This window comes from Pristimantibacillus sp. PTI5 (assembly GCF_048572955.1).
GTDB lineage: Bacteria > Bacillota > Bacilli > Paenibacillales > Paenibacillaceae > Pristimantibacillus.
This window is the reverse complement of record NZ_CP183886.1, coordinates 4,915,294-4,928,482: the sequence shown is the minus strand read 5'-3', so window position 1 is coordinate 4,928,482 and position 13,189 is coordinate 4,915,294. Positions and strand designations below refer to the sequence as shown.

The 13,189-nt window shown below is 46.4% G+C and carries 13 protein-coding genes; 1 reads left to right on the top strand and 12 read right to left on the bottom strand.

Annotated elements, in window-relative coordinates; genetic code table 11:
* Nucleotides 1–8: 8 nt before the first annotated feature.
* From galU to ACN6MW_RS21990, 5 genes are all read right to left on the bottom strand, one after another.
* Complete coding sequence (gene galU / locus ACN6MW_RS22010; RefSeq protein ID WP_419872073.1) at nt 9–890, bottom strand: UTP--glucose-1-phosphate uridylyltransferase GalU; 882 nt, start codon at nt 888–890, stop codon at nt 9–11.
* Nucleotides 891–914: 24 nt separating this feature from the next.
* Entirely contained in the window at nt 915–2,741 is a 1,827-nt protein-coding gene (locus ACN6MW_RS22005) for a polysaccharide biosynthesis protein (protein WP_419876414.1), read from the bottom strand.
* A gap of 350 nt (nt 2,742–3,091) precedes the next feature.
* Nucleotides 3,092–3,757: a CpsD/CapB family tyrosine-protein kinase gene (locus ACN6MW_RS22000; RefSeq protein WP_419872072.1), complete on the bottom strand. Its 666-nt coding sequence runs from the start codon at nt 3,755–3,757 to the stop codon at nt 3,092–3,094.
* The gene (locus ACN6MW_RS21995; RefSeq protein WP_419872071.1) at nt 3,747–4,496 is read right to left on the bottom strand and encodes a YveK family protein; all 750 of its coding nucleotides are present in this window, start codon (nt 4,494–4,496) and stop codon (nt 3,747–3,749) included. Before ACN6MW_RS21995 ends, ACN6MW_RS22000 begins: the two co-directional genes overlap by 11 nt.
* A 99-nt stretch (nt 4,497–4,595) precedes the next feature.
* Entirely contained in the window at nt 4,596–5,006 is a 411-nt protein-coding gene (locus ACN6MW_RS21990) for a helix-turn-helix domain-containing protein (protein ID WP_419872070.1), read from the bottom strand.
* A gap of 496 nt (nt 5,007–5,502) precedes the next feature.
* On the opposite strand from ACN6MW_RS21990, the gene ACN6MW_RS21985 reads away from it, so the two are divergent.
* The gene (locus ACN6MW_RS21985) at nt 5,503–6,510 is read left to right on the top strand and encodes a glycosyltransferase (protein ID WP_419872069.1); all 1,008 of its coding nucleotides are present in this window, start codon (nt 5,503–5,505) and stop codon (nt 6,508–6,510) included.
* A gap of 730 nt (nt 6,511–7,240) precedes the next feature.
* Here ACN6MW_RS21985 and ACN6MW_RS21980 read toward each other — a convergent pair.
* The 7 genes from ACN6MW_RS21980 to ACN6MW_RS21950 form a co-directional block, all read right to left on the bottom strand.
* Complete coding sequence (locus tag ACN6MW_RS21980) at nt 7,241–7,579, bottom strand: ArsR/SmtB family transcription factor (protein WP_419872068.1); 339 nt, start codon at nt 7,577–7,579, stop codon at nt 7,241–7,243.
* 201 nt (nt 7,580–7,780) lie between these two features.
* The gene (locus ACN6MW_RS21975) at nt 7,781–8,647 is read right to left on the bottom strand and encodes a 5'-3' exonuclease (protein ID WP_419872067.1); all 867 of its coding nucleotides are present in this window, start codon (nt 8,645–8,647) and stop codon (nt 7,781–7,783) included.
* A 49-nt stretch (nt 8,648–8,696) separates the two neighbouring features.
* Nucleotides 8,697–9,902 carry an aminotransferase class I/II-fold pyridoxal phosphate-dependent enzyme gene (locus ACN6MW_RS21970; protein ID WP_419872066.1) on the bottom strand — a complete coding sequence of 402 codons (1,206 nt, stop codon included), beginning with the start codon at nt 9,900–9,902 and terminating at the stop codon, nt 8,697–8,699.
* A gap of 8 nt (nt 9,903–9,910) precedes the next feature.
* Nucleotides 9,911–10,291, bottom strand: coding sequence for an arsenate reductase family protein (locus tag ACN6MW_RS21965; RefSeq protein WP_419872065.1), 381 nt, complete (start codon nt 10,289–10,291; stop codon nt 9,911–9,913).
* Between the two features lie 36 nt (nt 10,292–10,327).
* The gene (locus tag ACN6MW_RS21960) at nt 10,328–11,290 is read right to left on the bottom strand and encodes an RluA family pseudouridine synthase (protein WP_419872064.1); all 963 of its coding nucleotides are present in this window, start codon (nt 11,288–11,290) and stop codon (nt 10,328–10,330) included.
* Nucleotides 11,287–11,859, bottom strand: coding sequence for a cob(I)yrinic acid a,c-diamide adenosyltransferase (locus ACN6MW_RS21955; protein ID WP_419872063.1), 573 nt, complete (start codon nt 11,857–11,859; stop codon nt 11,287–11,289). Before ACN6MW_RS21955 ends, ACN6MW_RS21960 begins: the two co-directional genes overlap by 4 nt.
* A 106-nt stretch (nt 11,860–11,965) precedes the next feature.
* Nucleotides 11,966–13,186, bottom strand: a complete 1,221-nt coding sequence (locus ACN6MW_RS21950) for an aminotransferase class I/II-fold pyridoxal phosphate-dependent enzyme (RefSeq protein WP_419872062.1) — start codon at nt 13,184–13,186, stop codon at nt 11,966–11,968.
* Nucleotides 13,187–13,189: the final 3 nt, after the last annotated feature.

Here is a 13,189-nt window from a genome sequence, read left to right as displayed (position 1 = left end):
TACTAGTATTATTTTCTAGCAGTTTCCCGTTCTATCATTTCCGATAAATAGTTTAATAGATCGTACCGCAGATCCTCCCGCTGAAGAGCGAACTCGATCGTTGTCTGTATAAAGCCCATCTTCTCTCCCACATCATGACGCTTGCCTTCGAATTCATAAGCGTAAACGGCTTCCGCCAGGTTTAAAGCCGCAATGGCATCCGTCAGTTGAATTTCTCCGCCCGCTCCCGGTGTTTGGTTACCCAAAATATCAAAAATCGCGGGATTCAGTATATAACGGCCCATAATGGCCATATTCGACGGCGCATTTTCTCTTGCAGGCTTCTCGACCAAATGTCTTACCCGGTGGAAAGAGGCTTCCATCGGCGTGCCATCGACGATGCCATAACGGGAAACGGCTTCATCCGCTACGCGCTGCACGCCGATAATCGAAGTATGGTACTCCTCATACTTTTCAATCATTTGCTTGATGCAAGGCTTCTCCGCGGAAATGATGTCGTCGCCAAGCAGCACCGCGAACGGTTCGTCGCCGATGAATTTGCGGGCGCACCAAATCGCATGCCCCAGACCCTTTGGTTCTTTCTGACGAATATAATGAATATCCACCATGTCCGCCGATTTGCGAACCTCGCTTAGCAAGTCATATTTATGCTTGGCGGTCAATATTTGCTCGAGCTCCAATGAATTATCAAAATGGTCCTCGATCGCACGTTTCCCTTTACCCGTGACAATGATTATATCCTCGATGCCGGATTCAATCGCTTCTTCCACAATGTATTGAATCGTCGGCTTATCAACGATTGGCAGCATTTCCTTCGGCATCGCTTTTGTCGCGGGCAAAAACCTCGTACCCAATCCGGCAGCCGGAATGATCGCTTTCCTTACTTTCATAACCTTAGCAACTCCTTCATCTTATTAGCCTGTAACCGATGCGAATTCAGGAAGCTCTACCACGTTGTTGGCAAGGTCCAGCAGCCTGATCCGTAATTCCGTTTTATTCATTCCGCCATGAAGGGCGATGATTTCTTCGATTTGTTCAAAATAAATCTCGCTCGCCTTGCCTATGTAAATTTTCGGATAAACTTGCTTTTCATTGATTTCATTATCCTTGAGCATTTCTTCAAAGAGCTTCTCGCCCGGGCGGATTCCCGTATAATGAATCCCGATTTCCTCAACCGTAAAGCCTGACATGCGGATGACGTTTTGGGCGAGATCGGTGATCTTGACGGGATCCCCCATGTCCAGAACGAAAATTTCGCCGCCCCTGGCAAGTGCTCCCGCTTGAATAACAAGTCTTGAGGCTTCCGGAATCGTCATAAAATAGCGAACCATATCCGGGTGGGTTACCGTCACGGGCCCGCCCTTTTCGATTTGTTTTTTGAACAGCGGAATGACGCTTCCGCGGCTGCCCAGCACATTTCCGAATCGTACCGCAACAAATTTTGTATTGCTCAAGCGGTCCATATGCTGGATCACCATCTCGGCAATTCTTTTCGTTGCTCCCATCACGCTTGTCGGATTAACGGCCTTATCGGTTGAAATCATCACAAAGGTATCCACGCGGGCCTGATTCGCCGCCCTGGCGGCATTCAATGTCCCCATCACGTTATTCTTGAAAGCTTCCTCCGGATTTCTCTCCATCAACGGCACATGCTTATGCGCAGCTGCATGATATACCACCTGAGGACGATGCGTCTGCATAACCGCAAGCATTTTATTCGCATCCTGCAGATCCGCGATTTCGGTTATAAACTCAATATTGGTATGTCCGTACAGCTCCCTTAGCTCCATTTCTATGGAATAGATGCTGTTTTCTCCATGTCCGAGCAAAATAAGCTTCTCCGGCAGAAAACGGGATACTTGGCGGCATACCTCGGAGCCAATCGATCCACCGGCGCCGGTAACCATCACGACCTTCTGCGTAACGTAGCCTGAAATGCTCTCGATATCCAGCTCTACAGGCTCCCGCCCGAGGAGATCCTCAACCTGGACATCACGAAATTGACTGACCGAGATTCTTCCGGTAGCCAGATCTTCGAGCATCGGAATAATTTGCGTTTTTGCTTTCGTTTTCGCGCATTCGCTAAAGATCGTATTCAGCTGCTTCTTACTTAGAGATGGAATGGCAATAACGATATTGCTGATTTCCAGCTCGGCTGCAATCTTTGCGATGCTGGTAACGCCGCCTCTTACCGGTATCCCCATAATATCCAGGCTGTGCTTATTCACGTCATCATCAATAAAAGCAATCGGCAGCAGCTCCGTATCGCTGTTGCTGAGAAGCTGCCGGGCTAGCATCGTGCCTGCTGACCCCGCGCCTACGATCAAAGTACGCTTACGCATACCGGCATTTTTCTGATAGCCGCCCCGGAATATTCTCCAGCAAAGCCTGGAGCCTCCGATTAAGAGCATATGGATCATCCAGGTCACTGCAAGCAGCCTGAAAAAGACATCCTGCATAACGATCTGTTGAATGACCGCCGCCGCAAGGATAGAGAAGGATACCGCCTTTGTGATAATAAGCAGCTCCCCTACGCTTGCGTACTCCCATGCCTTCTTATACAGCTTGTAATAGAAGGAAAAGAAATGATGACTGAGCAAGAGAGTAATCGAGCTGATTACAATCGGGGCCGTTACCACGTCAAGCGAAGCGCTAAGTAAAAATCTGCTGAAGAAGATGGCGGTTAGTACGATAAAAGAATCGATAAACATTAAAAAGGACAATCTTTGCCGATACGTCAAAGCCATTTCACCCTTCCTTGAATAAATCATATAAAGGAAATGCTTTCGAAGCATTCCGCTTTTGCTAATAACCCGAAGACTACTGCAACACCTTTAGGGTGTTTAACTAAAAGGCTTTATGCAAAGCCATTTAGTTAAATACTCTAATGCAGGAATCAGGGCATTCAACCCCGCCTCACACCACACTCTTGACGACTCGCGTCTAAGGTTTTTCCTAACCCACAGCATGGCCGAGTGCCCCCATTGATAACGGTGAGGAGACATTACCGAACAAAACGGTCCTGAAGGACTGAATATTGTGCTTTATAAAGAACACTAGCCCGTAAAAAAAGCGCTATTGATAACGATCATCAAACGCTCTTTTTATTTAATATGACGCCAAGTATGTTGGCTTTTGCAAACATCAACGCACGCTTCGCTTCGAGCGCAAGCTCTTGCTGCGTTTTCCCGCTCTTTAAAAGCAGCAGCACGCCATCGCATTTATTTACAAGCGCATTCGTATCCGATATGCCTAGAACAGGCGGGCAATCCAGCAGCACCATATCGTATTGCTCGGATGCGAATGCCATGACGTCCACCATCAGCTGGGAATCGAGCAGCTCCGTCGAATTATATAGGCGCTGCCCGCTTGGCAAAATATCCAATCCTTCGACCTCGGTATTATATATGGCTTCGCGAACTTCGAGCTGTTGGCCTAGTACATTCGACAACCCTGGCGAAGTTTGTACATTGAATATTTTGTTAATAATCGGATTCCGGAAATTCGCATCGATGATAAGAACCCGATCCCCGCGCTGAGCCATGCACACGGCCAAGTTTACGGTAGCCGTCGACTTCCCATCCCCCTCTGAGGGGGACGTGACCAGCAGCGAACGAATTTTTTTTCCGTTTGCAGCATATTGAATATTATTCCGAATGGTTCGATACTGCTCGGATATCGTGCCATGAGGATTAATGTAGGATAGCAAGCTTCTGTTTACATAGGACTTTGATACCTTTTGCCGTTCACGAACCAATCGTCTCACCCCGCACCAAAATACTTTTTTGTTTCTTCAACTGTTTGCCGTAGTCTTTACGTCTCATTTTGGTTACTTGACCCAGCATCGTTAAGCCGAGCAGCTCTTCGATCTCTCTTTCCGATTTAATGGAATCGTCAAGAGAATCAAGCAGGAATACTAATCCTATGCCTAAAATCAGGCCGGCCATCAAACCTACAAACAAAATGCTGTTGCTTCTTACATTGATAGAATTGGGATTCATTTCGGCAATCGTCAATACCTTGATGTTCGTTATGCCAAGCGTTTCGGCCGCCACTTGCCGGTAAGCCTCCACACCTGCATTGGCAATGTCAGCCGCCTTTTGGGGATCGTTGTCGATAACGGTCACGACCGTTACCAGCGATCCATCGACACTATCCACTCTAATTTGACTTCTCAGCGAAGATGCCGACCGTTCTAAATTTAATTGCTCTATCACTTTGTTCATGACGATAGGCTCGCGGAACAAAACGCGTACCGTCCCCATCATTTCCGAAGACGCGGCTATAATCATCCTCGCAGAGGAAGCGTACATAGGCGTTTCAGGCCTTGCGTTATAAATTCCTGCCAAAACTGAAAAGAACATCGTAATCAACACAACCAACCATAATCGTTTTTTTACCGTAAGGAATAATGCTTTAAGATTAATTTCTTTGGTCTTTAATCTTTCTTTATCATTTCGTGACGATTGCAGTTCTTCCAGCTTTGTAACGTCCATCTACACACCTGCTTAATGTTTGTTATAAAGAACAATAAGTTAATTTTAGTTCTTTATATAGAACATGTCAATACACGTTTCCTAAATTGTTATTCCCAATCAGTTATCGAGATGAAGGATAATAATATTTGATGATTTCTTTTTCTCGTTGGCATAGTGCGTAGTCTCCGGCCTGCTTTCCTTCCACATGTTTGAACGAATCAGGTCTTTTAATACTTGAAAATCGCCCTTGCTCATTCCTTCGTCAACCGCGTTTTTAATTATAGCACGCCATTCTTCGTCTAATATTTCATCCTGATTAAGTTTTGGTAAATGCTCTTCTCCAAGTAAATATTCAATATTAGAATCCAAAGGCGCTGCTATTTTTGCCATTACCTGAAGAGAAGGGTTGTTCTGCATATTGCGTTCAATGTAGCTCAAATAGGACTTGGATACGCCTGCTAGGTCGGCAAGCTTCGTTATCGAATAGCCCTTTTTTTCCCGTAGACTTTTAATCCGTTCCCCAATCATATTATTCTCCTTCGGCCAGTTTAGATCCTAACGTTAAGCTAAGCGCTTGCATTCTAATAGATAGACATTATAACAGACAATAATTACATTTTAGTTCTTAAAAGAGAACAAAGTCAATACCTTTCCTTTTACTTTGTTAACTATATAAATTCACTAGCGTTCTTTAAACTCATAGGGCCTAGTAGTATGAAAGTTCAAAACGTAAATTTTAATAATTTCCAAAAGGTGAATCTCCCCGTGAGTTAGCCTATCTTTTTGCTAAAGAGGACTCTTTGTAAAGAAATGTTCATTATTCTAATGTATACTTATTTTAGGACCCGCATAAACATTAACTTTTTGAACCATTTTACTCATAAAAGATGGTTTTTGATTTAAGATGCTCAAACTAAAAAAATGTTCTTTATTGAGAATAATTATGATACAATACAAGCGTAATAACGCATGAACAATATGACATCCGATAGACATGGATGTAAAAAACAGGAGAAGTGGACACATGATTAATGTTAGTGTAGTACTCCCAATGTATAATGTAGAAAAGTATTTACTCTCATGTCTAGATAGTATTTTAAATCAATCATTTAAGAATTTTGAAGTAATACTTGTTAATGATGGATCACCTGATAAATGTGGCGAAATAGCAGATGAGTATGCAAAAAAAGATACTCGTATTAAAGTTATTCATAAGAAAAATGGAGGCATAAGTAGTGCAAGAAACGCAGGTATCGATGCATCTACAGGTGAGTATATAGTTTTTATTGATTCTGATGATAAGATATCTGAGGAGTATTTACTTCAGTTATATGCCACTGCTTTAAATGACAATTGTGACGCTGTTGTGTGTGGATATCAAAAAGTACCAGTAAATCAACATGTTATTCCTTCATTTAAACTTAAGACTATAATGAATGGAAAAGATTTTGTATTAAGTTCTACTAATGTACATTCAAATAATGATCTTTGTTTTACATGGAGATATCTATTTAATCTAAACCTAATAAAGCAAAAACAAATTCGTTTTAATGAAAAAGTGTCAGTAGGAGAAGATGTAATTTTTAATCTAGAATTCCTATTGGAGTCTGAAAGAGTCTGTGCTATTTCGAAATGCTTATATTACTATACTGTTGATAATCCTAACAGCATAATGCGCTCACCATACAAAGCCAAATTAGAAAGTAGTTTAACACTTCAATATAATATTAAGAAACAATTGTCTGTAAAGTATGGACTTCTAAAGAATATGTCCTATAGAAAAGATCTGGCAGATTATTATTTAAAAACAATATATAGAATGATGAAAAAAAATTTACACAACAGTCCAGATGCTGATAAATTATTGGGATTATATAGAATTATCAACAACGAAATGTTTTTGGATAGTCTAAAAGAAATCGGCCTATGGTATAAATGCGGAAACTATAAAGAATATCTTTACTTTTTAGCACTTAAATTTAAAATATTCACAATATTGAAGAGAGAATTTCTTAACACTAAATCTATCTAATTCTTATTTTTAAGCAAAAATTAATATGAAAACTATGGTAACTGCGGATAAAACCGCTTACGGTCGCTTGAGTCGTTTATTAATTTTCAGATTTCCCTAATGGTATGGCACTCTATATGGTCAAGGAGGGGAAGGTAACGTTCACCATTCGCTTTTCTGACATCTGTATGAGAATAGAATCTAAGGATTGCTTGCATTTTGAGGTTAAATGCATAATTATCACTTCCTAATTAGTGATAGCTCTCTTTATTAGCTTGATTTGGACGTTTCGAATTTTAGTAAGTACTTCATTATTTCAGTATAATCAGCATTTTTTTCTCAAACAGTACTAAATCTTTAGATTTATTTATTTTTGTATAATACCATACTCTCTAAAAGAACATATTATTGCCCAAAGACAACAGAAAAACACCGAACATCGGTGTTTTTTATCTCCTAGTATGTGATTAATCATTATAGACTTATTGCCTTACCAAATACTCATCAAACTGCCCTTTTCAGTTCTTCCTAGGTGAGGAAACGTGTCCTCCGCACATCGTAAGGAGCGTTTTTCCGGCATAAAGATTTCTCCTTAGTCGAAATCCTCCCACATTTGATGGCTTTCCTGGGAACTCTTACTATAATATAGATGCTGCCCACACGAAAAATTTTAAACACAAGTTCCCTAAGCGCATCAAAGGTACACCGTGATAACTAACTCGATCGGATAGAATTTATTTGCTCAGCCCCGCTATTCCTTCTCTCCTGCCAACTTCTCCTGAGCTTGCAGCTTGCGTAAATATTCATCCAGGTTATCGAACCGATCCTCCCAGATGCGGCGGAAGGACTCCAGCCAATCATCCAGCTCCATAAGCGGCTGCGTGCGTAGCTGATAAAAGCGGCGATTGGCCCTAGGCTTAACCTCAACTAGGCCGGATTCGCTAAGCACGCGAAGATGCTTGGAGGTCTGCGGCTGATTAAGTCCGAGTTGTTCGGCAATCTCCCCCACTGACAGCGGACCGTTACGCAAGAGTTCGACAATGTGCAGCCGGTTCGGCTCCGCAAGAGCGTTGAATATCGTCTCCTTCATAACCTCAACTCAATTCGAAAAAACTAATATTTTTTACGTCATACGCCCTTCCATAGGATTCGTCTTTTCCTAAGGAAGGGTTAAAACCTTTGGTTTCCTTACGATGCGGACCATGACTTCTGCCTTACATGTACACCGCAGCATACTTGACAAAAAATCTCCTTACAACGATTGATGCACGCGTAAGAAGATCGCCATTGTTTATCCGATAAGGGAAATCAAGCTCTTAAACTCCAGCTCCTCGAACTTGCGCAGGACGCTGTCGCGGTCGTATGCCCAGCAGCAGCCCTCAAGCGCTGCCGATACCGGCACATCGCAGCGAATCGTTGCCAGGTCCCGGGACAAGTGGAGCATTGCCAGATCCGCTTCGATTTTAGCCCGAATCGTTTTGGACACCGCCTCTAAATTGGCCAGCAGGCCCTCGATAGAGCCATGCTCCTGAATAAGCTTATGCGCCGTCTTCTCGCCGATCCCTTTTACGCCGGGATAGTTATCGGACGTATCACCCATGAGACCTTTGATATCGATAATTTGAATCGGAGTAAGCTGGCGTTCTTCCATTAAAGTCTCCGGCGTGTACACCATATAGTTCCCGATTCCCTTCTTCATGATCGCAACCGACACACGGTCATCCACCAGCTGAAGCATATCATGATCGCCAGTCACGACAAAAATCTGCGCTTGATCCTTCAGCGCTGCAGCCAGTGTCCCGATACAGTCATCCGCTTCATAACCTGCAATACCGATGTTCGGCACATTGAAACTCGCGACAACATCTTTTACAAGATCAAACTGCGGCACCAAATCCTCAGGCGCTGCAGGACGGTTCGATTTGTAGCCGTCATATTGTTCCGTCCGGAAGGTTGTGCTGCCCATGTCCCAGCAGCAAGCCACATGCGTTGGATTAAAGGTGTTGACCGCGTCCATGAAATAACGAACAAATCCGTGCACGGCATTTACCGGTACGCCTGCGCTCGTTTTACGAACGCTTCCTCCAAATGAAGTAGCAAAATAAGCCCGAAATAAAATCGCCATACCGTCAACCAATAGCAAACGCTGCTCATTCATAAAATAGAAAACCCCTCTCTTGCTCTTCCTTTTAAGCTGTCATTCTTATTTATTGCCCGCGGATAAAGCTTCCAATCCGTTTCGCCGCTTCGATCAATCGTTCTTCGCTCTCCACAAGCGCGATCCGTACGTAACCTTCGCCTTCGGAGCCGAAGGCTTCCCCTGGAACGACAACGACTCCGGTTTGCCGCAGCATTTCCTGGGAAATCCGTCTTGAGGTCCATGGCTCTTCCTGCAACCATTGCATCGGGGGCAGCGTCGCCCATACAAACATCGTTGCTTTTGGAGCGGCAACCTGCCAGCCTTCTGCCCGAAGCGCCTCAAGAAAGGTGTTGCGCCGCTGTTCATAAAGCTTTCCGGCCTTTGGCTGCTCCCCGCCGGCCATCGCTTCCTTCAAAGCCATGATGCCCGCTTCTTGAACGGGATCGAATACGCCGTAATCGATATTGGCTTTTAGCTCACGCAGCGCGCCGACCGCGGCCTTGTTTCCAGCCAAAAAACCAATTCTGCAGCCAGCCATATTAAAGCTCTTCGATAAGGAATGAAATTCAACGGCTTGGTCAAGCGCACCCGGAACCTCCAAAATGCTAGGCGGCTCGCAGCCGTCAAAGCCCATTTCCGAGTAGGCGAGATCATGAACGACTAATACGCCGTGACGGCGAGCCTTATCGATGAGCTTTTTGAAAAATGCAATATCCGCTACCGCAGAGACTGGATTATTTGGATAATTGACCAATATGAAAACAGCTCTGTCCCAATCGGCGTCGGAAATCGCATCCAAGTCAGGCATATAGCCGTTTTCTTCCTTTAGCGGCATTAGCATCGCTTCCACCCCGGCTAGCGCTAAGGAACCTGCGTAAATGGGATAACCCGGATTAGGCAGCAGCGCCATATCCCCGGGGTCGCAAAGCGCCATGGCCAGATGCGCTAGTCCATCCTGCGAGCCTAGCAGGGTAACGATCTCGCTAGCGGCATCGAGCTCCACGTTAAAACGATGCTTCATCCACTTCGCCGCATGCTCGCGAAAGGGCAGCCCGCTTTTGACAGCCGGATATGCATACATATCCGTGCGCAAAGCCGCTTCGCTGAGCGCTTGCCTGACGGCAGGCGAAGGCGGCTGATCCGGGCTTCCGATGCCAAGGTCGATTATATCAAGACCGCTTTCCGCGGCTGACCGCTTCCATGCCGCGACTTCCGCAAAAATCGATGACCCTAACTGCGACAGTCTGTTCGATCGCCATTTGGTTTGCGACATTCGTTTATTCACCCTTTTCCGTTGTTCCAAACTTGTTCGTATTGCTCTTCCTTAAAGCCTACCGTAACGGTCTGCCCGTCTGTCACGATTGGACGTTTAATCAGCATCCCGTTCGAAGCAAGCAGCTCGTATTTCTCATCCTCCGACATAGCGGCCAGCTTGTCCTTCAGGCCAAGCTCCCTGTAAACATCGCCGGATGTATTAAAAAATTTCTTCAGCTCCAACCCGCTGTTCGCAACAATCGCCTTCAGCTCCCTAGCTGTGGGTGTCTGCTCAACGATATCGCGGGAAATGACGTCATTCCCCTTGTTTTTCAGCGATTTAAGCGCCGCTTTGCAAGTACTGCATTTCGGATATTGAATAATGGTTAATTGCTTTTGTTTCGTCATCTTGATGAATCCTCCAATAGGTATGTGAACAATTCGCTACCGTTCCGACAGCTTCTGCTCTAATAATTCAAGCTCAGGCGGCAGCGATGCCTGCCATTCCATCCATTGTTTCGTAAGCGGATGGGTGAAGCCAAGAATCTCTGCATGCAGCGCTTGCCGTCCGGCCGTATTTTCCCAATCCTCGTCCGATCCTTCCTCAGGACCATACATCTTATCTCCGATAAGCGGACAGCCGATATGCTTCATATGCACGCGGATTTGATGCGTCCTGCCCGTTTCCAGCTTTAAGCGCACGGCTGCTGCGGCCGGCTTGCCATAGGAAGAACCAAAGCTTGACAATGTCTCATAATGGGTAATGGACGGATACCCCTCAGGCGTAACGATCCGAATATGGGGCTGATCTGGATTTCGGTCAATCGGCGCATCGACAGTGCCCTTATCAGGCACGGGGCTGCCGTATACATACGCGCGGTAGAGCTTCAAAAAACCGTTTGCCTGCATCTGCTCAGACAGCTGCTGATGGACATAAGAAGTTTTTGCAATCGCAACCAGGCCCGATGTTTCTTCATCAAGGCGGTGAACGGGCCTAAAGCGCACCCGCTCCCCCTTTTCCTGCCAATGATGCACGACCCCATTTGCAAGCGTGCCCGTATAGTGCCCGTGAGTAGGATGGACGATCATGCCTGCAGGCTTATTGATAATGAGAAGATCCTCGTCTTCGAAAACGATTTGTATAGGGATAGGCTGAGGCAAAATATCCTCGGAGACCTCCCGCTCCATACGAACGCGTATGATATCGCCGGCGGCAACGGGAGCGGTCGTATAAGCTCGGACTTCGTTCACCGTCAGCCCATGCTCCGTGAGCTTCACCTGCGATAGCAGCTTACGCGACACGCCAAGCTGCCTCTCCAGAACGGTTCTCACCGTTTTTCCATGCTCCGTATCGCGAACAACGGCAACTAACGCCCGATAATATAATTGCTCTAATCCGTCCGTCATTTCTTGGCTTTCCGAAACACTTCCGCGCTTCGCACATATTCAATATCCGGTACGCCGAGCTTCGCATTGGCTGCCCTAGCCGCTGCAAAGAAGAAATCGGAAAGGCGATTTAAATACTTCAGCACCTCTTGGTTAATGGGATGCTCGGCTGCAAGCGTGACAACGCGCCGCTCAGCCCTGCGGCATACGGTTCTGCACACATGCAGCTGCGCGGAAACCGAGCTGCCTCCCGGCAATATAAATTTCGTGATTTCCGGCGCTTCCGCGCTATATTTATCAATCCAATTCTCCAGCCTTACAGCCGGCTCCCCGGAAATTTTTAAAGGCGCGCCCTCTACGGCATAAGCAAGATCCGAACCGCAGTCGAACAGCTCCTGCCCGATTTCGATAAGCAAAGCCGCCATTTCTGCAAGCTCTCCGTGCTTTGCCGCTTCTGCAGCTGCCAGGCTGACGAAGCAATTGAGCTCGTCAATCGTGCCGTAGGCCTCGACACGAGCGTCGTCCTTCCGCACCCGCCCGCCAATCAAGGATGTCTGGCCGCTGTCTCCCGTTTTTGTATATAATTTCAACCTTCTCAGCCTCCTCTTGCATCTAATGCCGTATAATCATGCAAACAGCAGGCCGGATATGCTCCTGACCTGCTGCTCGTGGAAATAAAGTAACGTAATCCTCCCGTTACCCTTGCTGCTTTAAGCGATGGACAAATCCGCCTATGCGATCTAAAGCTTCGGTTAGGTTGGTAACCGAGGTGGCATAAGAGCATCGAAGATGGCCTTCGCCTCCGAGACCGAATACATCGCCCGGAACGGCCGCGACATTCGCTTCATCCAGCAGACGCTGCGCGAATTGTTCGCTCGTCAAACCCGTTGATACGATCGAAGGGAAGGCATAAAACGCCCCTTGCGGCTCATGGCAATCAAGCCCGATTTCGCGAAAGCCCTTCACGACGAGGCGGCGGCGCTGATTGTAAGCCTCGATCATGCGGTCTTTCTCCTCCAAGCCGTGCTGAAGCGCTTCAAGCGCTGCATACTGTGCCATGATTGGCGCACACATAACCGTATATTGGTGAATTTTGAGCATAGCTGCAATAAGATCGGGATGGCCGCAGGCATAGCCCATCCGCCAGCCTGTCATGGCAAAGGCTTTGGAGAAACCGCTGACGAGGACCGTGCGGTCCTTCATGCCGGGCATAGCGGCAAAGCTGACATGCTTCGATCCGTAAGTGAGCTCTGCGTAAATCTCATCCGAGATAACAATAAGATCGTTTTCTTCCACAAGCTTCGCGATAGGCAGCCAATCCTCATACGTCATGGTTCCGCCCGTTGGATTGCTTGGATAACATAATATAAGTACTTTCGATTTCGGCGTAATCACCGCTTGCAGCGATTCGGCTTTGAGCTTAAACTCATCCTTCGCAAAGGTTTCGATGCCAACGGGCTTGCCGCCAGTGAGCGCCGTAATCGGCGAATACGAAATATAACAAGGCTCCGGAATCAAGATTTCATCGCCGGGCGCAATGAAAGCACGCAGCGCGAGATCGATTGCTTCAGAGCCGCCAACCGTCACCAAAATTTCGTTTGCAGGGTCATACCCGACTGAAAATTGATCGTTTAAATACTGGCCAATCGCTTCGCGCAGCTCAGGCATGCCTGCATTCGAAGTGTATTGGGTTTTGCCTGTTTCCAGCGCGTATACAGCAGCTTCCCTTACATGCCAAGGCGTCACAAAATCGGGCTCGCCGACTCCCAGCGTGATCACATCCTTGCGCGTGCTGACCAAATCAAAAAACCGACGGATACCCGACGGTTTAATGTCCCGGACGAGCGGGGACAAATACTCGGCCATCGATTGACGCCGCACAGGTGTGGAGGGATGTTTTTCTTCGTCTTTAATCATTGC

Bases quoted from the DNA above. Each gene is read 5' to 3' on its own strand.
- galU (WP_419872073.1), bottom strand. From the start codon at position 890: ATGAAAGTAAGGAAAGCGATCATTCCGGCTGCCGGATTGGGTACGAGG.
- ACN6MW_RS21995 (WP_419872071.1), bottom strand. From the start codon at position 4,496: ATGGACGTTACAAAGCTGGAAGAACTGCAATCGTCACGAAATGATAAA.
- ACN6MW_RS21990 (WP_419872070.1), bottom strand. From the start codon at position 5,006: ATGATTGGGGAACGGATTAAAAGTCTACGGGAAAAAAAGGGCTATTCG.
- ACN6MW_RS21985 (WP_419872069.1), top strand. From the start codon at position 5,503: ATGATTAATGTTAGTGTAGTACTCCCAATGTATAATGTAGAAAAGTAT.
- ACN6MW_RS21980 (WP_419872068.1), bottom strand. From the start codon at position 7,579: ATGAAGGAGACGATATTCAACGCTCTTGCGGAGCCGAACCGGCTGCAC.
- ACN6MW_RS21975 (WP_419872067.1), bottom strand. From the start codon at position 8,647: ATGAATGAGCAGCGTTTGCTATTGGTTGACGGTATGGCGATTTTATTT.
- ACN6MW_RS21970 (WP_419872066.1), bottom strand. From the start codon at position 9,902: ATGTCGCAAACCAAATGGCGATCGAACAGACTGTCGCAGTTAGGGTCA.
- ACN6MW_RS21965 (WP_419872065.1), bottom strand. From the start codon at position 10,291: ATGACGAAACAAAAGCAATTAACCATTATTCAATATCCGAAATGCAGT.
- ACN6MW_RS21960 (WP_419872064.1), bottom strand. From the start codon at position 11,290: ATGACGGACGGATTAGAGCAATTATATTATCGGGCGTTAGTTGCCGTT.
- ACN6MW_RS21950 (WP_419872062.1), bottom strand. From the start codon at position 13,186: ATGATTAAAGACGAAGAAAAACATCCCTCCACACCTGTGCGGCGTCAA.